Source organism: Bacillus sp. RB3, assembly GCF_030164735.1.
In the GTDB taxonomy this organism is placed as follows: Bacteria; Bacillota; Bacilli; order Bacillales; family Bacillaceae_G; genus Bacillus_A; species Bacillus_A cereus.
On sequence record NZ_JASNGE010000006.1, the window covers coordinates 137,932 to 158,672 of the forward strand.

The following is a 20,741-nucleotide window of genomic DNA, read 5'->3' on the forward strand; positions in this document are numbered from 1 at the left end:
TCTTTTTCATTTATTTCACAATACGTGCGTCTTCTAACGGCCAATATAACATATTAGCTTTACCAATTACTTGATCCATTGAAATCGTACCGATTGAACGGCTATCTTTACTAAAACGACGATTATCACCTAAAACAAATAATTGATCTTTTGGAACGGTTTTCTTGCCTGTCATTTCTTCAAGATTAAAATCATATGTAAGCGGTCCGTCAGCAATTTGCTTTTTCTGCTTGTCTAAATACGGCTCCTCATAAGCCTTTCCGTTAACATACAGTTTATCATTACGATACTCTATTTCATCGCCTGGCAGGCCTATAATGCGCTTAATGTAATCTTTATCTTCTGTTGCTCGAAATACGATAATATCAAAGCGTTTTGGATCTCCAATGTGATAACCAATTTTATTCACAATCATTCGATCACGATCATGTAAAGTAGGTGCCATCGATACCCCGTCTACGAGAATTGGCGCAAAGAAAAACTGTCTAATAACACCAGCTAATACAACAGCAATCAAAATTGCTTTAATCCATTCCCAAAGTGAACTCTTCTCTTTTTTCATGCATTTCCCCTCCACGGTTATGTAAACTGCTCGTATTATACCAAAATTTCATATAGATTGGAAAAAGGGAGCTTGTGCATTTACAAGCTCCCATACATGTCTTATCGAATTTCTTTAATACGTGCTTTTTTACCGCGAAGGTTACGTAAGTAGTATAACTTAGCACGACGTACTTTACCACGGCGAAGTACTTCGATTTTCGCGATTCTTGGCGTGTGAACTGGGAATGTACGCTCAACACCTACACCGTAAGAAATCTTACGAACTGTGAATGTTTCACTGATTCCGCCACCACGACGTTTAATTACAACACCTTCGAAAAGCTGAATTCTTTCACGAGTTCCCTCAACAACTTTTACGTGTACACGTAAAGTGTCACCAGGACGGAATGAAGGAAGGTCAGTTTTTAATTGGCCTTTTGTAATTTCTGCGATTAATTGTTGCATATTAAATTCTCTCCTTTAAACAGATGCTCTTATAAAGTCTTAATAAATTACAGCGGAACATCGTTAATACGGCTACTGATTTCAGTAGCACAAATGTTATAATAGCATATTACTAGGCCTGTTGCAATAGCAAATATATGAAGTTATTACTGCTCTCGCTTTATTTCCTCAAGCCATTTTTTCTCTTGTTTAGATAGCTCTCTCTCATCTAATAAATCAGGTCTACGCGTATACGTTCGGCGCAAAGATTCCTTATGTCGCCATTCATCAATGTTTTTATGATTCCCTGACATTAATACATCCGGTACCTTCATACCACGAAAATCAGCTGGACGTGTATAATGAGGATGCTCTAATAAACCTGTACTAAACGAATCCTCTACTTGTGAAGCATGATTTCCTAGCACACCTGGCAAGAGACGTACCACACTATCAGTAATAACCATAGAGGCTAATTCTCCGCCCGTTAATACATAGTCACCAATAGAAATCTCATCCGTTACGAGATGCTCACGAATTCGTTCGTCATATCCTTCATAATGCCCACATACGAAGATTAAATGTTCTTCCCCTGCAAGCTCTTCCGCTTTCTTCTGCGTAAATCTTTCGCCCTGCGGACACATTAAGACAACTCTCGGCTTACGCTCTGTCTCTTTCGTCAAATCTTCTACAGCATCAAAAATAGGCTGAGGAGTAAGCACCATACCAGCTCCTCCGCCGTAAGGATAATCGTCTACGCTATTATGCTTACTTGTTGTATAATCACGAAAGTTAACAACACGAAGGTTTACCGCTTCTTTTTCTTGCGCCTTCTTTAATATAGAAGATCCAAATACACCGGTAAACATGTCTGGGAACAACGTTAAAATATCAATTTTCATTATAGCAGCCCTTCCATTACATGAATGGTTACTAATTTATTTTCAATATTAACTTGAAGTACAACATCATCGATATAAGGAATTAAGAGATCTTGACCCTTCGGGCGTTTAATTACCCAAACATCATTTGCACCAGGAGATAGAATCTCTTTGATTGTCCCTAGCGCTTCTCCTTCTTCCGTTACAACACTGCAACCAATAATTTCATGATAGTAGTATTCACCTTCAGCAAGTTCGCCTAACTGCTCTTCTGGTACTTTTATTAAAGAACCTTTAAACTTCTCTACTTCATCTACATTGTTATATCCTTCAAATGTTAATAAATCGAATGTCTTATGTTGGCGATGAGAAGTTACCTTCACCGGAAGATAGTCTGTGCCTTTCTCATTCGATATGTATAGCGTGTTTCCTACTTTATATCGCTCTTCTGGAAAATCAGTACGAGAAATAACACGGATTTCTCCTCTTACGCCATGAGTATTTACAATTTTCCCTACGTTAAACCATTTTGTCATAAATAGTATGTCACCCCTGGTTTCTATATAAATTAAGCATCTCCATTTCGCAGATGGAACATGCAATCTCTATTTAAATGTTAAAAAAGGGAGAGGAATAACTCCTCGCCCTTTTTACGTTTATTGAATTTCCAGTGTTACTTTTTCATCATTATGATGTCCCACTGAATACAAGAGCATTCGAATCGCTTTCGCAACTCTCCCTTGCTTTCCAATGACTTTTCCAACATCCTCAGGATGTACAGTTAATCGATACTTTATCTCTCCGTTGCAAAGTTCCTGTGTAACTTTTACATCTTCAGGATAATCGACAAGAGGCTTGACAATCGTCTCGACTAACTTCTTCATAGTCATTGCCTCAATTACTTACCTTGTTTAGATAAGTGGAATTTCTCCATGATACCTTGGTTAGAGAATAAGTTACGAACTGTATCAGATGGTTTAGCACCATTTCCTAACCATTTTAATGCTGCTTCTTCGTTGATCTTAACTTCAGCTGGTTGAGCAACTGGATTGTAAGTTCCGATTTCCTCAATGAAACGTCCGTCACGAGGAGAACGAGAATCTGCAACAACTACACGATAGAAAGGAGTTTTTTTAGCTCCCATACGTTTTAAACGAATTTTAACTGCCATTTATAAAGCACCTCCGAATTTATTTCACACAGATAATTATATTAGCAAAAAGACTATTGCTTTGTAAAGTATTTTTTCTTAACAGAGCCATCTTTTTTTCCTTACATGAATGGAAACTTCAATCCACCTAGTCCTTTTTTCTTACCTTTTTGCATTCCCGTCATCGTCTTCATCATTTTTTTCATGTCATCGAATTGCTTAATTAGACGATTGATTTCTTGTACAGTTGTACCGCTACCTTTGGCAATGCGCTTTTTGCGACTAGCATTGATTATTTCCGGTTGTTCTCGTTCTAATTTAGTCATAGAACGAATAATTGCCTCAATATGCCCAATTTGTTTTTCATCAACTTGCGCATTTTTCAGCCCTTTAATTTTATTTGCACCAGGAAGCATTCCTAACAATTCATCAAGCGGCCCAAGTTGGCGCACTTGTCCAAGTTGTTCTAGGAAATCGTCAAGCGTAAACGAAAGCGTACGCATTTTTTGCTCAAGTTCTTTTGCTTTCTCTTCATCAACTGTAGCTTGCGCTTTTTCAATTAACGTTAAGACATCGCCCATCCCTAAAATACGGGATGCCATACGCTCTGGATGGAACGCTTCAATTGCATCTAGTTTTTCACCCATACCAGCAAATTTAATCGGCGTGTTTGTTACAGCCTTAATAGATAATGCAGCACCACCGCGCGTATCACCATCTAATTTCGTTAATACAACACCTGTTAAACCTAACTGTTCATGGAAACTTTGTGCAACATTTACCGCGTCTTGCCCCGTCATCGCATCGACAACAAGGAAAATTTCATCCGGTTTCGCCACTTCTTTCACTTTCGCTAATTCATCCATTAATTCTTCATCAATATGCAGGCGACCCGCTGTATCGATTAAAACATAATCGTGATGATCTTCTTTTGCTTTTGCAATCGCTTGTTTCGCAATTTCAACAGGACTTACTTGATCTCCTAAAGAAAATACAGGCATGTCCAATTGCTTCCCTAATGTTTCAAGCTGTTTAATCGCTGCTGGACGGTAAATATCCGCTGCAACAAGCATCGGTTTACGATTATGCTTTTTACGAAGCAAATTCGCAAGCTTACCTGTCGTCGTTGTTTTACCCGCACCTTGCAGACCAACCATCATAATAACAGTCGGTGGCTTATTAGCAACAGCAATTTTGCTTTGCTCTCCGCCCATAAGTTCTGTAAGTTCTTCCTGTACAACTTTAATTACTTGTTGTCCAGGTGTCAAACTTTTCATTACATCTTGTCCGACAGCACGTTCAGACACACGCTTCACAAAATCTTTTACTACTTTAAAGTTAACATCCGCTTCTAAAAGAGCTAGACGAACTTCTCTCATCATTTCTTTCACATCGGCTTCAGAAACTTTTCCTTTGCCGCGGATTTTTTGCATTGTCTGTTGAAGTCGGTCGGCTAATCCTTCAAATGCCATATTGCCGCCCTCCTAATCTAATTTTTCGATAGCTTCAACAACTTGTTTCATTTCTTCATTCACATGCTCTTCTTCGCTGATTAGCTGTTTTAGCTTTGCAACAAGTCGCTGTCGCTCTTGAAACTTTTGAAGTAATACTAATTTTTCTTCATATTCTTCAAGCATCGCTTCAGTCCGTTTAATGTTATCATACACGGCTTGGCGACTTACATCAAATTCTTCCGCAATTTCACCAAGAGATAAATCATCTAGATAATAAAGCGACATATAACTTCTTTGTTTTTGCGTTAACAACGATTGATAAAAATCAAATAAATAGTTCATTCTCGTTGTTTTTTCGAGCATGTTGGATCATCCTTTGTTAAGTGATTTCCCTTTACATGAATTAGTTTACATGTAGTCCAAAAGAGTGTCAAGTTTTTTTCTTAACATCATATATTTTTTATAGAAAAAGAAGCGGAAATACCGCTTCTTTCGCTTATACTTCTTCTGTTTCTACTAAGTTCGCAAATAAACCATACACATATTGTTCTGGATCAAACTGCTGCAAGTCATCCATTTGCTCTCCTAATCCAACAAACTTCACCGGTACATCCATTTCGTTACGAATCGCTAATACAATACCACCTTTAGCAGTTCCATCTAACTTCGTTAAAACAATACCAGTTACATTCGTTGCTTCACGGAATGTTTTCGCTTGGCTTAAACCGTTTTGTCCTGTTGTTGCATCAATAACAAGCAATACTTCATGAGGAGCACCTGGTACTTCACGCTCAATTACACGCTTCACCTTCTCTAACTCTTTCATTAAGTTCACTTTATTTTGCAAGCGCCCTGCTGTGTCACATAGTAATACATCTACCTTACGTGCTTTCGCTGCTTGTACAGCGTCATACATAACCGCCGCTGGATCAGATCCAGATCCTTGTTTAATCACTTCTACACCAACGCGATCGCCCCATACTTCTAATTGTTCAATCGCTCCAGCACGGAATGTGTCTCCTGCCGCCAATAGGACTGACTTACCTTCTGATTTAAACTTATGCGCCAGTTTACCAATTGTCGTCGTTTTTCCTACACCATTAACACCAACAAATAAAACAACCGTTAATTGGTCCTCTTGCATATTAATTTCGTTACTAAAATCGCTGTCACCTTTGTAAATTCCTACTAGTTTTTCTGAAATAACAGCTTGTACTTCTTTTGGATCTTGAATGTTACGACGTTGTACTTCTTCTTTCAATTGGTCAATTAATTCCATTACCGTCGCAACGCCAACGTCTGCACCGATTAAAATTCCTTCTAACTCTTCGAAGAAATCTTCGTCCACTTTACGGTAACGATACACTAAATCATTCACTTTATCCGCAAATGAATTTCTCGTTTTTTCTAATCCTTGTTTAAATTTCTCTGTAACTGTATCCGTTTGTTTTGAAATTTTTTCTTTTAGTTTTTTAAAAAAACTCATACTTTCCCATCCTTCCTATTCACTTGCAATAAGTTCTTCTCCGGCGTCTAAACGAACCGAAACAAGTTTAGATACCCCCGATTCTTGCATTGTTACACCGTACAACACATCAGACTCTTCCATTGTACCTTTTCTATGTGTAATTACAATAAACTGCGTCTCATCACTGAATTTCTTTAAATACTGTGCAAAACGAGCTACATTCGCCTCATCAAGGGCTGCCTCTACCTCATCTAGTACACAGAACGGTACTGGGCGTACTTTTAAAATACCAAATAAAAGCGCAATTGCTGTTAAAGCACGCTCTCCACCTGAAAGTAAACCTAAGTTCTGCAATTTCTTCCCTGGCGGTTGTGCTACAATATCAATACCCGTATTTAGTAAATCCTCTGGATTAGTCATTACTAAATCCGCTCTACCGCCTCCAAATAATTCAGAGAATACCGATTGAAACTCCATTCTAATGCCTTCAAACGTAGTAGAAAAGCGTTTTTTCATTTCTTCATCCATTTCGGTAATAAGCTGGTGCAATGTCGCTTTCGCTTCTTCTAGGTCGTCTCTCTGCTCTAGTAAGAATGTATGACGCTCCGCTACACGTTCATATTCATCAATTGCCCCTAGGTTCACTGTACCTAACTCTTCTATGGATAATTTGATTAATTTTACTTTCTTACGCGCATCTTCTGCAGGCATTGTCATTGTATATTTTAGTTTTGCCGCTTCAAATGAAATCGTATATGTTTCACGTAAATGTTGTAATCTATTTTCCAACTCTACATCCAGTCGATTTATTCTCACTTCTTGATCTTTCAACATTTCAAGAATATATTTATGTTTACCTGTCGTTTCTTTCAAATTGCGCTCTAAATGTTCTACTCTCTCTTGCAACGATACACGTTGTTCACGACGAGAGCGAATTAATTCTGAAGTTTGATTACGATCATATGCTTTCTTCTCAATCATATTCGTAATTTGCTCTTCACCACTTGAATTAGATGTCATTTCTTGTTTTAAGAACGCTAAATCCTCTTTCGTTTTTACAAGTGTCGCATCCGTTTCTTCTTTTTCCTTCGTCAATCGTTCAACTTTTTCTTTTTGATTAGATAAGCGTTGTTGCTTTTCAGCTGCCAGCACTTTTAACTCAGTCATTTCTTTTTGAACTTTTTCTTTCGAAGAATGTTGCTCACTTTTTTGTTTTGTTAAAGCTACAATTTTACTATCTAACTTAGTAATTTCAGCTTGAAGATTCGTTAAAACCCCTTCTAACTCCTCTTTACGCCCTTGCATTTTTACTCGATCTTGTAAAAACCCTTCAATCTCTAAATCATAAATAGACAACCGATCATTAATACGATGTTCTTCTAATTCTAAACGATTAATCTCTTCTCTTAATTTCTGCTCATCTACACGATCTGCTTCTACAGTTTGCCTTAGTTCGCGTATTTTCACTTCTTTTTCTTGAATCTCTTGTTTTACTGCTTTAACAAAGTTTTCTAACTTCGTTGTTTTTTCTTCCATATCAGTTAACTTGCGAGTCCACTCTTCCAGTTCACGTTGGCGTCCTAATAAAGAAGATTTCGCTTGCTTTACCGCCCCACCAGTCATAGAACCGCCAGGATTCACTACGTCACCTTCGATTGTTACAATGCGATAACGGTATTGCAGTTGTTTCGCCAACTCATTTGCTCCACGTAAATCTTTCGCAACAATAACAGTACCTAATAAATTTGAAACTACATTTTCATATTTATTGTTGTACTGCACAAGTTCTGCCGCCACACCTACAAACGATGGGTGTTGATTTGCAATGCGTAATTGCTCAAATGATAACGATCTGCTTTTAATAACAGCTTGCGGTAAAAACGTTGCACGTCCATGTTTATTTTGCTTTAGAAATGCAATCGCATTACGAGCATGTTCCTCTGTTTGTACAACAATATGCTGCATCGCTGCACCTAGAGCGATTTCCATTGCAACTTCGTATTCTTTCGGTACCGTTAACAGTTCCGCAACAGCACCCTCGATACCTTGCAACCTATTTTCTCTAGCTTTCAATACTTCACGTACACCTTGATAGAATCCAGAATAATCTTCTTGCATCTCTTCAAGCATTTCTTTTCGAGAACGTGCCTGTTGCACAAATTGATATGCTTGATACAGTTTTGTTTCATTTTCACTATACTGCGTCTTACATTTCCCAAGCGCCGCCTCTGTCTTCTGTATATTTGAGAGAATGCCAGCTACTTTTTCTTTCGCTTGTTCGTAACTTTCTACAAGTTTCGTCTTTTTCGCTGTAATTTCCATACGCATTTCTACATATTTCGCATTCTCTTCATCTAGACGCTCGTTTTTAGACGTTTGCTGTTTCGATTGTTCTTCAATCATAGATAATTCATTACGATGACTAGCTTGTTGATTTAAAAGCTCAATATAGTCACCTTTTAAATTCTCAATCTGTTCCTCTAAATTGTCAGCAAAAGTAGCAAGCAGTTGCTCATTATCATGCAATTTTTGCTCCAACTCTTTTACTTCATTCACAAATTGCATTAAAGATTCTGTACTTGACTCAATCTCACCATCGTAACTTTTAGCTTTCTCAGTTAATTCAACAATTAACTGCTCAAGTTGCGCACAATGCGTCGTAGCATTTTGCTTTCTTTCTTTTAACAACTCACGCTGCCCTTCTAGTTTTTCTAGCTCTTTACTAGAAAGAAGAAGTACTTCTTGCAACGAGTCTACAGACTCGTCTACCGCTTGTAATTGTCCTCGTAATTCCTCAAGCTCTTCTTCACTTTTTTGTAAATTCGTTGACATTTTAGCTTCTTCGTTTTTATTATGCCCAAACTGATTTCGAAGCGCTTCCCATTTCTCATGCAATTCTTCAATTTCATGAACAATAAGCGCAGCTTCTACTTTCTCTAATTCTTCTTTATTCTCAAGATAATCTTTCGCAATAGAAGCTTGTCTTTCTAAAGGTTCTACTTGACTACTTAATTCATGAATTATATCTTGTACACGATTTAAGTTTTCTTGTGTTTCTGCTAGTTTCCCTTCAGCTTTCTTTTTGCGAAGTTTGTATTTTAGTACGCCTGCCGCTTCTTCAAATACACCTCGACGCTCTTCTGACTTACTACTTAAAATCTCTTCCACTTTCCCCTGGCTAATAATTGAAAAAGCTTCTCTTCCCATACCAGAGTCCATAAATAAATCGATAATATCTTTCAATCTACATGATTGTTTATTAATATAAAAATCACTATCACCTGAACGAGATACACGACGTGTTACACACACCTCATTGTATTCAATTGGTAAACGTTGATCTTCATTATTTAAAGTTATTGTTACTTCAGCAACATTAACCGCTCTCCTCGTATCACTGCCTGCAAAAATAATATCCTCCATCTTTGCACCACGTAATGATTTTGCAGATTGTTCACCAAGTACCCAGCGAATTGCATCAGTAATATTACTTTTCCCGCTTCCATTAGGTCCTACTACAGAAGTTACACCTGGGACAAAATCAACAGATACACGCTCAGCAAAAGACTTAAACCCTGCTATTTCTAATCTTTTTAAAAACACGAAAGGCCTTCCTCCTATTCTCCGTCGTTATAAATGTTCTCTATATAAAAACAAGTATTATACGGATTTACCTTCTTTTTCTTTATAAACAAAAAGAAAGTTTCATTCTATGCATAAGGAATCCCCCTCATTCAAAGGGGGATTCCTTATAGTTGTTCTTTTAATTTTTTCAATGCTTCTGCAGCAGCTTGTTGCTCTGCTTCTTTTTTCGACTTACCACTACCAAGACCTAAAGCTACGTTATTTAACGTAACACGTGACACAAATTCTCGATTGTGAGCTGGTCCTTTTTCTTGCAAAATTTGATACTCAACATTGCCACTGCCATCACGCTGAATCAATTCTTGCAACTGACTCTTATAATCCATCACATGAGAAAAAGCACCCTCATTAATTTTCGGATATACAATTTCTTTTAAGAATTCCCAAACTGTTTCTAGCCCTTGATCAAGATAAAGGGCACCAATAAACGCTTCAAAGACATCCGCTAATAAAGCTGGTCGTTCACGTCCACCTGTCATTTCTTCACCTTTTCCTAATAAAACAAGGCTGCCAAATGACAATTCGTTCGCAAAACGAACAAGAGATGGCTCACATACAATAGCTGCACGTAGTTTTGTTAACTCTCCTTCGCTCATTGTCGGATATTTTTGAAACAGATACTGTGATACAGTCAGTTCCAATACTGCATCTCCAAGAAATTCAAGACGCTCATTATCTTCATGCGGTTTTTTTCGATGCTCATTCACATACGATGAATGCGTAAATGCTTGAATCAATAATTTTTCATCTGTAAACGTAATACCTATCTTTTCTTGAAACACTTTAAATGCTTCACGATATTTTGTTTCGTATTTTTTTTCTCTATATTTTCGGTACGGCATAGGTCCCTCCAGATATAAGCCAGAAAGCCCCGCTAAAAAACGGGACTTCACTTAAGCATTATAGATGACTCTCTATGTAAGTCACAGCATCGCCAACAGTAGCAATCTTTTCAGCATCTTCATCAGAAATTTCCATTTCGAATTCATCTTCTAATTGCATTACAAGTTCTACTACATCTAGGGAGTCTGCTCCTAAATCTTCCTTGAAGCTTGCAGCTGGTACTACCTCAGTCTCTTCTACTCCTAAACGATCAACGATGATTTTTGTTACGCGCTCTAAAACATCTGCCATTCCATTCACCTCCCCTCAAATATTATATTAAATATTGACCAAAAAAACTAGGTGAAATCGATTCTTTTATTACATTACCATACCGCCATCAACATTTAACGTTTGACCTGTAACATATTTGCTTTGATCAGAAGCAAAAAACGTTACAGCATTCGCGATATCTTTCGCTTCACCAAATTGAGCAGCTGGAATAACTTTTAACATTTCAGCTTTAATATTCTCATCTAGTACATCCGTCATATCAGTCGCAATAAAGCCCGGCGCAATTGCATTCACAGTAATATTTCGACTTGCTAACTCTTTTGCAGATGTTTTTGTTAATCCAATAACACCCGCTTTAGCAGCAACATAATTAGCTTGCCCTGGGTTTCCTATAACACCCACAACAGAAGCGATATTTATAATTCTACCGTGACGTTGACGCATCATATAACGAGATACTGCTTTTGTACATAAGAATACACCTTTTAAGTTTGTATTAATAACTGTATCCCATTCTTCTTCTTTCATACGCATTAATAAATTATCTTTTGTTACACCAGCATTATTTACAAGAATATCAACTTGTCCAAATGTATCTACTGTTTGTTTCACCATATTTGTAACATCATCAGCATTTGCAACATCTGCTTTTACCGCAATTGCATCAGAACCTAATTTCTTAATTTCATCTACTACTTCATTTGCTTTTTGTTCATTACCTGCATAATTTACTACTACATTTGCCCCTTGTTTCGCTAAATCGATCGCAATCGCGCGACCAATTCCACGTGAAGCGCCAGTTACTAATGCTACCTTCCCTTTTAACATCAGTTTTCTCCTCTCAAATTTGAAATGGTATCTTTTAATGTCTCTTCATCATATATCGCATATGCTTTCACTGATGAATCAATTGACTTCATAAGTCCAGCAAGTACTTTTCCAGGCCCAATTTCAATAAATGTATCTACTCCCTGCTTCACCATACATTCAATAGACGGGTACCATAATACAGGCGAATAAAGCTGTTCGATTAACTTTTCTTGAATGTCGGCACCACGTGTAATAACATCCGCCGTAACATTTGCAATAACAGGAATGTTCGTATCATGAATTGTAATTTCATTCAAAACACTTTGAAACTTCTCAGCTGCCGGCTTCATAAGTGAAGAATGGAATGGCCCACTTACTTTTAGTGGAATTGCTCTCTTTGCACCATTTTCTTTCGCTCTTTGAGAAGCAACCTCTACGCCTTGCTTCGTTCCAGAAATTACAATTTGCTTCGTACTATTCATATTAGCGATTTGCACTGCATATCCTTCACTTGTTACTTCTTCTGTAACTTGTTTCAGCATATGTGGGTCAGCACCTAATATAGCTGCCATTGCACCTTCCCCGCCCGGAACAGCTTCTTCCATATATTCCCCGCGTTTCCTTACAGCATATACCGCATCTTCAAAAGTTAATGCACCAGCTGCTACAAGAGCGCTATATTCACCTAAACTATGACCAGCGACAAAGTCAGGTGTAATGTCATACTCTTTCAAAGCTGTCAAAATAGCAAAACTCGTTGTTAATAATGCAGGCTGCGCATTTGTTGTTAATGTAAGCTTTTCCTGCGGTCCTTCAAAAATCACTTCTGAAAGTGAATCTTGCAACACCTCATCTGCTTTTGCAAACACTTTTGCAACCTCTTTATTATTCTCTGCTAATTGTTTACCCATTCCAACTGCCTGTGAACCTTGGCCCGGAAAAAGAAATGCTATTTTTCCCATTTCAAATCCTCCTCTTATTGGAGTGACTCTTTCTCCATTACGCTTGAAATTGTAGGAATTACTTCTTTCGCTACCATTTCTCTCGTTTGACGAATCGCACTAAATATCGACTGGTCATTAGAAGAACCGTGAGCCTTAATGACAGGTGCTTTCAATCCAAATAATGCAGCTCCTCCATACTCCGAATAATCCATTTTATCTTTTAATACCATAAGTTTTGGCTTTAATACCGCCGCTGCTAATTTACTCGTAAATGAACTCATTAATTGTTCTTTCAACATAGAGAATAGCGCAAGTGCTGTTCCCTCTAATGATTTCAACGCTACATTCCCTGTAAAACCATCACATACAACAACATCTGCTACACCTTGCAATAAATCTCTTGATTCAATGTTCCCAACGAAATTAATTGGCGCATCTTTAAGCATTGCAAATACTTGCTTTGAAAGCTCGTTTCCTTTTCCATCCTCTGTTCCAACGTTTAATAGTCCAACGCGAGGATTTTCAATTCCTCTTACCTTCTCAGCATAAACAGATCCCATTACTGCATATTGATATAAATGAATTGGTTTTGCATCAACATTTGCTCCAACATCTAACATAACAAAACCTTTTCCATCTACAGTTGGCATTGTAGGCGATAAAGCTGGTCGCTCAATTCCTTCCATACGACCGACAACAAATAATCCAGCTGCCATTAAAGCTCCTGTACTACCTGCGGATATACAAGCGTCTGCTTCTCCATCCTTTACTTGTTGTGCCGCAAGCACCATTGAAGCTTGTTTTTTTCGACGAACCGCTCTTACTGGTTCCTCCGTTGATTCTATTTTTTCGTCTGTATGAAGAATAGTAATTCGTTCATCACTCGTTAAGTATTGACGAATTTCCTCTTCTTTCCCTACTAACGTAATATGTAAATCAGAATATTCCTTAATAGCTTTCATTGCCCCTAATACTACAGCCTTTGGAGCGTGATCTCCGCCCATTGCATCTATTGCGATTTTCATAAGTTGTTACCTTCCTCACTATAATTACTAGATCGATACATTTCAAAAGTGCCTGTAAAAACAAGTTCTTCTCCAACGAAGCTACGCACTTTGACAACCGTCCGTCCCTTATCATTCTCTACATCTTCAACGCGCGCTTTTGCAACAACACGCTCTCCTAATTTTACAGGGCGAATGTATCGAATGGTAGACTTTGCAGTTAAAGCTAATTCTTCATCAATAACTGCAACAGCTAGTGAGTTTGCTTGCGCAAACAGATGATGCCCACGGGCAATTTGATTTCTTTTAAATACATGTTCTACCTTTACTTCAAAGATAGAGATTGCATGTCTATCTAATTCAATATCAATAATTTCTCCAACAACCTCTTCTAACGGTAAAGATTTCACATCTTCTTCATGTTGCTTTGTAGCTACATGTTTAATTCTCTCTCTTAATTCAGGAATAGACAATTCCATACGATCAAGTCGTACTGTTTGTATACTCACTTGAAATTTTTCCGCTAAATCTTCATCCGTAATAAAAGGATTTGATTCGATTGTTTGTTGTAATAACTCTTGTCTTTCTTTTTTACTTCTTCTTTTTTTCATACCGCACCATCCATTTTTATGACTAGGTACTAACAGTAGTATATAATCATTAAAAGTAGAATGCAACAAAAACTTTTGTTGACTCCCTTTAATCGAGCTTCTCTCCTTGGAACACACCTGTCCCATCAAGATACGTACGCAAGGCAGCGTACTGATCATTGTGCCAAAACGCTTCTGAATCTACTAGTATCGCCGCATCTTGCCTTGCTGTTTCTAACGCTCGATAATCATGTACCATGTCAGCAACCTTAAATTCTGGTAAGCCACTTTGCTTACTCCCAAAGAAATCTCCAGGACCTCGTAATTCTAAATCTTTTTCTGACAATACAAATCCATCATTTGTTTCAGTCATTATGCGCATTCTTTCTTTCCCTGTTTCTGATTTAGGGTCTGCTATTAATAAACAATATGATTGCTCACTACCACGGCCGACACGCCCTCTAAGCTGATGAAGCTGCGATAAACCGAAACGTTCTGCATCATAAATAACCATTACAGTCGCATTCGGTACGTTCACACCTACTTCAACAACTGTTGTCGATACAAGAATTTGCACTTTATTTTCACTAAACTGTCCCATTATCTCTTCTTTTTCCTGAGACGATAATCTCCCATGCATCAATCCAACTTGGCATTTCCCTTGGTAATGATGCGTCAGCATACTATGTAAGTCGATAGCATTTTGCACATCAAGTTTCTCAGATTCTTCAATTAGAGGACAAATAACGTATGCCTGTCTTCCTTTTTTTATCTCCTTTTCAACAAAACCGAGAACGCGATCTAACATATCATGTTTTGCCCAATATGTTTCAATCACCTTTCTACCTGCTGGCATCTCATCGATTATCGAAACATCCATCTCTCCAAATGCAGTAATTGCAAGCGTACGCGGAATTGGTGTCGCTGTCATAAATAATACATCTGGACTTTCACCTTTCTCCCGTAAAACTCGGCGCTGCGCTACACCAAATCGATGCTGTTCATCTGTAATAACGAGACCCAACCTATGAAATATAACTTCATCTTGAATTAAGGCATGCGTTCCAACAAGAATATCTATTTCTCCTTGTTCTAACTTCGCTAAAATTTCTCGACGTCTCGCACCTTTAACAGAACTTGTTAACAGTTCCACCTTCATACCAAAATGCGAAAACGTTTCAGCAAGCGACTGATAATGTTGCTCAGCTAAAATTTCTGTAGGAACCATTAAAGCACCTTGATAATGAGCTAATTTCGATGCATAAAGGCCAATCGCAGCAACAACTGTTTTCCCAGAACCAACGTCACCTTGCAATAGTCGGTTCATCCGATAAGGAGATGTCATATCTTTCAAAATTTCATCTACAACTCGGCGCTGCGCACCCGTTAATGGAAACGGCAGTGCATCGATAAATTCTTGTAATTCTACTGACGGAATTTCTTTCTTCGTCCCTTTTGAATTTTCCCTCTCCATTTTCCGGAGCGTTTGCATTTTCAGCTGAAATAAGAAAAATTCTTCATATACAAAACGGCGACGCGCTTGCTTCAAATCTTCCTGTCCTACCGGAAAATGCAATGCCCTAAGCGCTTCATATCTTGGTAATAATTTATATCGCCCTAACAAACCATCCGGTAACACTTCGACTATAGAATCTCCATATTCCTTTAACGCTTGAGCAATAAAACGACGCATCTGTTTTACTGTAAGTTTCCCCTTTACTGAATAAACAGGTTCCACTTCTTGTTGACGTACAACCGGCCCAAAATGAAGTTCTGATACAGCAATTGTTTGACGATGTTGATCCCATTTACCAGTAATCGTTACCGTTTCATCTAACTTTAATTTTTGCTTATAGTAAGGCCTATTAAAACATACCGCCGTAATTAAATAACGACCGACGAGAACACGAACTGTTAAACGCGATTTCTTCTTACCATAATATTGCAGCAAAGGAGCACTATGAATCTTCCCTTCAACCGTTACACGTTCATCATGCTTTACTTCAGCAAGATCTTTCATCGCATAATCTTCATAACGGTATGGAAAATGTTCTAATAGATGAGAAACTGTATAAATACCCATCTCATGTAGTAACTCAGATGTTTCTCCTCCGATCCCCTTTACATCCGTAACAGGAACTTGTACAACATCATTCAAGATTCTCACACCCCGTCACATTATTTTCTTTATTGCATTTTATTTGAGTACCAATTAGCATCTGTAATCGCTCTCTTTCACCTTATATATTCTATCATAGGCATTCTAAGAGAAACTACTCAAATCCCTTATATAAAACAAGTAAAAAAGAGCCTCACTATTAGCAGCAAGGCTCTTTTCTCTCTTCAATATGCTAGCCTTTTGAATAAAAACTAGTAATAAACTTCATATTACTACTTCTTATCCATTAGCAAGTAAGTAATCCATTTATTTTCAAAACGAATCTTATCTTATTCTACAGAGAAGATGAAAGAATACACTGGTTGGTTTCCAGCATGCACTTCTACTTCTGCATCTTCAAATTTCTCTTCTACAAATTCAACTAACTCCGCTACTTCTTCGTCAGTTGCATCTTCACCTTGTAGAATCGTTACGATTTCAGAATCTTCATCAATAAGCGCTTCTAGTAATTGCTTCGCAGCTCCTACTTTTTCAGCATTTGTAGATACAATTTTCCCATCTGCAATACACATGAAATCATCTTTTTGAATTGCTACACCATCAATTTCCGTATCACGTACAGCATACGTAATTTGACCTGTTTTCACATGAGATAAAGCTTCTTGCATGTTTTCTTCATTCTCTTCTAACGTTCCAACTGGGTTAAATGCTAACATTGCTGCCATACCTTGAGGAACTGTTTTCGAACGAACAACAATAACTTCTTGATCTACAACTGATGCCGCTTGTTCTGCTGCCATTACAATATTTCCGTTATTCGGTAAAATAATGATTTTTTCAGCATTTGCTTCTTCAATTGCCTTCACGATATCCTCCGTACTTGGATTCATCGTTTGACCACCTTCGATAACTTTCGTTGCGCCGATGCTCTCAAATAAAGTTTTAATACCAGACCCCATAGCTACAGTTACGATACCATATGGTTGTTTTTCTTTCGATTGAGCTGGTTGTTCAGGAACCATAGTAGGTTCATCTAATAAAGCAGTATGCTGTTCACGCATATTTTCTACTTTAATCTTAATTAAACTACCGTATTTTTGCCCGTAGTTCATAGCGTCTCCAGGATGTTCTGCATGGATATGAACTTTTACAATTTCATCATCAGACACAACTAGTAGAGAATCACCATATACACTAATATCTTCACGGAATTTTTGTTCAGAGAAATTATGCTCTTTCACCTTTTCAGCCTCTAATTTCACCATGAATTCCGTACAATATCCATACTTAATATCTTCTGTACTCAATTGGCTTTGTACACTACGGTGATGTTCTGCGCGTACCATTTCATTCATAGATGGTTGCGTCGGTGCATCAGAAGAAATCGTTTCTCCTTTTAAGTCAGCTAAAAATCCTTCGTATACCACTACAAGACCTTTACCACCGCTATCTACAACGCCAACTTGTTTTAATACAGGTAATAAATCTGGCGTACGATTTAACGATGCGTTTGCTTCTTTCACAACGTCTTCCATAAACAAAACAAAGTCGCGCTGTTTTTTCGCAACTGTTACTGCATATTTACCCGTTTCTCTTGCAACCGTTAAAATCGTTCCTTCAATCGGTTTCATAACCGCTTTATAAGCCGCCTCTACTCCAGCTTCTAGTGCTGCAGCAAAATCAACTGTTGTTAATTCTTCTTTTTGTTCAATGGATTTAGAGAAACCACGGAACAACTGAGATAAAATAACTCCAGAGTTACCACGAGCTCCCATTAATAATCCTTTGGCTAAACTTACGCCGACTTTACCAGCATGCTGTGAAGGGTTTGCTTTCACTTCACGCGCACCTGAAGTCATAGATAAGTTCATGTTTGTACCGGTATCGCCATCTGGAACTGGAAATACGTTTAATGCATCAACAAGCTGAACATTGTTTGTTAAATTATTCGCTCCTTGCATGATCATTTGTGATAAACGTTTTCCATCAATTTTTTGAATTGACACAGATTTTCCTCCTTAATGCACATTACAAGTTTATTACTTTAACTCCTTGTACGTAGATGTTTACAGAATCTACTGCTAGTCCTACAGTTTGATCTAATGTATATTTCACTTTCGTCTGCACATTATGTGCCACTTCTGAAATTTTCGTACCATAGCTCACAATAATATACATATCAATATGTACTTCATCTTCATCTTTACGAACAATAACACCTCTAGTGAAGTTTTCTTTTCGTAAAATGTCTGTTAATCCATCTTTTAACTGATTTTTTGATGCCATACCTACGATACCGTAGCAATCTACCGCGGCACCTCCAGCAATTGTTGCAATTACATCTGTACTAATATCAATTTGACCGTACTTCGTTTTAATTTCAATTGACATCTCGTTTCCCCCTTCATAAATGGTGAAAGTGAGCTAGACTACTTTAGTTACTATCATATAATCTTTTTAAAGAAAATTCCATCGTTCTTTCTTTTCACTCTCATATTTTATGTTTTAAATTACACTTTTTTATGATGAGCAAAATAGTCCATTGTTATTATACAACATGTACCACTATAATATGTCAAGCAATTTTTATGGATTTCAACTTTTCTTCATTGACATATAGTGTCAAGTAAATTTTCTTGATTTCTTTTTTCTACGGTGTTGCATTCTCTTTTTAGTTGTGTTAAATTATAGTAGTGTTTTTAGCATCGCATAAAAGACTAACATTGAAAAATTACGTATGGTAAGGTATCAAGGGAGGGAAATATAAATGGCTCGTGTTTGTGCTATTACTGGAAGAAAAGCTCGTTCTGGTAACTCTCGTTCTCACGCAATGAACGCTACAAAACGTAAATGGGGCGCTAACCTTCAAAAAGTTCGCGTACGCATCGACGGAAAAGTTCAACGTGTTTACGTTTCTGCTAGAGCATTAAAATCTGGCAAAATCGAACGTGTTTAATAATAAAAAAAAGAGCCGATAGGCTCTTTTTTTACTATAACAATGGAAAAAGCACCGGTGATAGGTGCTTTTTTTAATCTTTTTTGAAGGTATTTAACATTGCACGAACTATTCCACCAAGAAATTTAGGTAACTTAATTGTATAAAATCTCATGGTTTCCCTCCTAATCCCCATTACTCCACTTGGTCACTATATGATGTAAGGAGCAAAATTGTTTCTTCAATCAGTGCTTCTTATCAACATTAATATGCCAGAAGTAAATGAAAAAGTACCTTTTTCCTCAACGAGTTCGTTACTAATACAAAGTGTTGATCCCCACTCTATTGTTTTATTAGTAAGAGGGTACTTAAAACCAAACAATGTAATCCCTTCCACTATTTCAGTAACTGGTACAAAAGATACATAAGGAAAATTTTTATTTTCTTCAATTATATGTGTACCCATTTTTTTAACTGTTATTTCATTTTTATTGTCCACAATACACATTTCTATCTCTACTTCTAACCCTTTTAAAAGCATCTGTATATTTGCCAAACCGTGATCAAACCTTCCACCAGTAGCACCAAAAATACGAATTAGTGCCGGCTTCTGTTCTAATGCCCAGTTGATTGCAATTTCTAAATCCGTTTGATCTTTTTCCCGCGGAACAATATGTAATTCGTTCGTTTGCTGTCCCATCCATACTAATTCTTCTTCAGTAACTGAATCGTAATCTCCAAACGCAACAGCCGGGGTAATCCCTTTCTTTAATAGACGGTATACTCCCCTATCAACCGCTGCCCACACTACTTCCTCATTCTCGTATCGAGCAAAATCTGCGCAATATTCCGAAGGTCCTCCTGCCAAAATATGAATAATCATTTTTTCTTCTCCTCCCATTGTAAAAAGGCAATCTGCCATTCGGTAGATTGCCTTTTTACATATTTTTATCCTATCCTATAAATGCCTTACTAGGATAAAAGTTCATCACTACCCACGAATTACGCGAATTGCTTCACCGCGGTCTTTTTGATTGTATACTGCTGACCCAGCTACAAGTACATTTGCTCCTGCTTCCACACAAAGTCTTGCTGTTTCAGCATTTACACCACCATCAACTTCAATTTCCACTTCTAGATTGCGCTCTTTCACCATGTCTGCAACTTGTTTAATTTTCGGTAATACAGAATGGATAAACTTCTGTCCACCAAATCCAGGGTTTACTGTCATAAGTAATACCATATCTATATCTTCTAATACATGCTCAATCACTGAAACTGGCGTATGTGGATTTAATACAACGCCCGCTTTAATACCATGAGATTTAATTAACTGAATTGTACGATGTAGATGCGGACACGCCTCTACGTGAACAGTAATAATATCCGCTCCCGCTTGTGCGAAAGTCGGGATATAGTTATCAGGATTTTCAATCATTAAATGTACATCTAATGGTAATGATGTAATCGGACGGATTGCTTCTACAATTAACGGTCCAATCGTAATATTTGGTACGAAATGTCCATCCATTACGTCAACGTGAATGTAATCCGCTCCGCCCTTTTCTACATCTTTAATCTCTTCCCCTAATTTTGAAAAATCTGCTGATAAAATCGATGGTGCAATTTTAATCATAA

Annotated in this window: 23 protein-coding genes; 1 reads left to right on the top strand and 22 read right to left on the bottom strand. The window is 37.6% G+C overall.

Translation table 11 applies throughout. The features are described from left to right. Positions 1-10: 10 nt before the first annotated feature. The 19 genes from lepB to QO049_RS11070 form a co-directional block, all read right to left on the bottom strand. A complete protein-coding gene (gene lepB / locus QO049_RS10980; protein WP_000711853.1) occupies positions 11-562 on the bottom strand; it encodes a signal peptidase I in 552 nt (183 codons plus the stop codon). Positions 563-663: 101 nt separating this feature from the next. Then, entirely contained in the window at positions 664-1,008 is a 345-nt protein-coding gene (gene rplS / locus QO049_RS10985; protein WP_001186516.1) for a 50S ribosomal protein L19, read from the bottom strand. Positions 1,009-1,154: 146 nt separating this feature from the next. Then, the gene (trmD, locus tag QO049_RS10990; protein WP_000686903.1) at positions 1,155-1,889 is read right to left on the bottom strand and encodes a tRNA (guanosine(37)-N1)-methyltransferase TrmD; all 735 of its coding nucleotides are present in this window, start codon (positions 1,887-1,889) and stop codon (positions 1,155-1,157) included. Then, the gene (rimM, locus tag QO049_RS10995) at positions 1,889-2,404 is read right to left on the bottom strand and encodes a ribosome maturation factor RimM (protein ID WP_000170278.1); all 516 of its coding nucleotides are present in this window, start codon (positions 2,402-2,404) and stop codon (positions 1,889-1,891) included. The genes trmD and rimM overlap by 1 nt, the downstream gene beginning before the upstream one ends. Positions 2,405-2,524: 120 nt before the next feature. After that, positions 2,525-2,752, bottom strand: a complete 228-nt coding sequence (locus QO049_RS11000; protein WP_000737401.1) for a KH domain-containing protein — start codon at positions 2,750-2,752, stop codon at positions 2,525-2,527. Positions 2,753-2,766: 14 nt separating this feature from the next. After that, positions 2,767-3,039 carry a 30S ribosomal protein S16 gene (rpsP, locus tag QO049_RS11005; protein ID WP_000268750.1) on the bottom strand — a complete coding sequence of 91 codons (273 nt, stop codon included), beginning with the start codon at positions 3,037-3,039 and terminating at the stop codon, positions 2,767-2,769. A gap of 101 nt (positions 3,040-3,140) precedes the next feature. Then, on the bottom strand, positions 3,141-4,490 hold the full coding sequence (gene ffh, locus QO049_RS11010) for a signal recognition particle protein (RefSeq protein ID WP_000863460.1): 1,350 nt from the start codon (positions 4,488-4,490) through the stop codon (positions 3,141-3,143). A 12-nt stretch (positions 4,491-4,502) separates the two neighbouring features. Further along, positions 4,503-4,835, bottom strand: coding sequence for a putative DNA-binding protein (locus QO049_RS11015; RefSeq protein ID WP_000891062.1), 333 nt, complete (start codon positions 4,833-4,835; stop codon positions 4,503-4,505). 133 nt (positions 4,836-4,968) lie between these two features. Next, entirely contained in the window at positions 4,969-5,958 is a 990-nt protein-coding gene (ftsY, locus tag QO049_RS11020; RefSeq protein WP_284489274.1) for a signal recognition particle-docking protein FtsY, read from the bottom strand. 15 nt (positions 5,959-5,973) lie between these two features. Then, a complete protein-coding gene (smc, locus tag QO049_RS11025) occupies positions 5,974-9,543 on the bottom strand; it encodes a chromosome segregation protein SMC (protein WP_047386702.1) in 3,570 nt (1,189 codons plus the stop codon). A gap of 146 nt (positions 9,544-9,689) precedes the next feature. After that, positions 9,690-10,427 carry a ribonuclease III gene (gene rncS / locus QO049_RS11030; RefSeq protein ID WP_001146875.1) on the bottom strand — a complete coding sequence of 246 codons (738 nt, stop codon included), beginning with the start codon at positions 10,425-10,427 and terminating at the stop codon, positions 9,690-9,692. A gap of 58 nt (positions 10,428-10,485) precedes the next feature. After that, positions 10,486-10,719: an acyl carrier protein gene (gene acpP, locus QO049_RS11035; protein WP_000786062.1), complete on the bottom strand. Its 234-nt coding sequence runs from the start codon at positions 10,717-10,719 to the stop codon at positions 10,486-10,488. 69 nt (positions 10,720-10,788) lie between these two features. Then, a complete protein-coding gene (gene fabG, locus QO049_RS11040; RefSeq protein ID WP_000911768.1) occupies positions 10,789-11,529 on the bottom strand; it encodes a 3-oxoacyl-[acyl-carrier-protein] reductase in 741 nt (246 codons plus the stop codon). Next, positions 11,529-12,473, bottom strand: coding sequence for an ACP S-malonyltransferase (fabD, locus tag QO049_RS11045; RefSeq protein WP_000515903.1), 945 nt, complete (start codon positions 12,471-12,473; stop codon positions 11,529-11,531). Before fabD ends, fabG begins: the two co-directional genes overlap by 1 nt. A 14-nt stretch (positions 12,474-12,487) precedes the next feature. Continuing rightward, positions 12,488-13,480: a phosphate acyltransferase PlsX gene (plsX, locus tag QO049_RS11050; protein WP_000684098.1), complete on the bottom strand. Its 993-nt coding sequence runs from the start codon at positions 13,478-13,480 to the stop codon at positions 12,488-12,490. After that, positions 13,477-14,070, bottom strand: a complete 594-nt coding sequence (gene fapR, locus QO049_RS11055) for a transcription factor FapR (protein WP_000747349.1) — start codon at positions 14,068-14,070, stop codon at positions 13,477-13,479. Before fapR ends, plsX begins: the two co-directional genes overlap by 4 nt. 88 nt (positions 14,071-14,158) lie before the next feature. Then, positions 14,159-16,207 carry an ATP-dependent DNA helicase RecG gene (gene recG / locus QO049_RS11060; protein WP_001000813.1) on the bottom strand — a complete coding sequence of 683 codons (2,049 nt, stop codon included), beginning with the start codon at positions 16,205-16,207 and terminating at the stop codon, positions 14,159-14,161. Positions 16,208-16,497: 290 nt separating this feature from the next. Continuing rightward, on the bottom strand, positions 16,498-18,174 hold the full coding sequence (locus QO049_RS11065; protein ID WP_000027129.1) for a DAK2 domain-containing protein: 1,677 nt from the start codon (positions 18,172-18,174) through the stop codon (positions 16,498-16,500). 22 nt (positions 18,175-18,196) lie between these two features. Beyond that, positions 18,197-18,559 carry an Asp23/Gls24 family envelope stress response protein gene (locus QO049_RS11070; RefSeq protein WP_000021109.1) on the bottom strand — a complete coding sequence of 121 codons (363 nt, stop codon included), beginning with the start codon at positions 18,557-18,559 and terminating at the stop codon, positions 18,197-18,199. Positions 18,560-18,935: 376 nt separating this feature from the next. Here QO049_RS11070 and rpmB point away from each other — a divergent pair, with 376 nt between their 5' ends. Beyond that, positions 18,936-19,124, top strand: a complete 189-nt coding sequence (gene rpmB, locus QO049_RS11075) for a 50S ribosomal protein L28 (RefSeq protein WP_000124776.1) — start codon at positions 18,936-18,938, stop codon at positions 19,122-19,124. 73 nt (positions 19,125-19,197) lie between these two features. Here the strand turns inward: rpmB and spoVM are convergent, their stop codons facing one another. The 3 genes from spoVM to rpe all read right to left on the bottom strand — a co-directional run bounded on the left by spoVM (position 19,198) and on the right by rpe (position 20,739). After that, complete coding sequence (gene spoVM, locus QO049_RS11080) at positions 19,198-19,278, bottom strand: stage V sporulation protein SpoVM (RefSeq protein ID WP_001213599.1); 81 nt, start codon at positions 19,276-19,278, stop codon at positions 19,198-19,200. A 66-nt stretch (positions 19,279-19,344) separates the two neighbouring features. Next, on the bottom strand, positions 19,345-20,025 hold the full coding sequence (locus QO049_RS11085; protein WP_246961018.1) for a thiamine diphosphokinase: 681 nt from the start codon (positions 20,023-20,025) through the stop codon (positions 19,345-19,347). A 69-nt stretch (positions 20,026-20,094) separates the two neighbouring features. After that, a complete protein-coding gene (gene rpe, locus QO049_RS11090; RefSeq protein WP_000589974.1) occupies positions 20,095-20,739 on the bottom strand; it encodes a ribulose-phosphate 3-epimerase in 645 nt (214 codons plus the stop codon). Between the last annotated feature and the right edge of the window lie 2 nt (positions 20,740-20,741).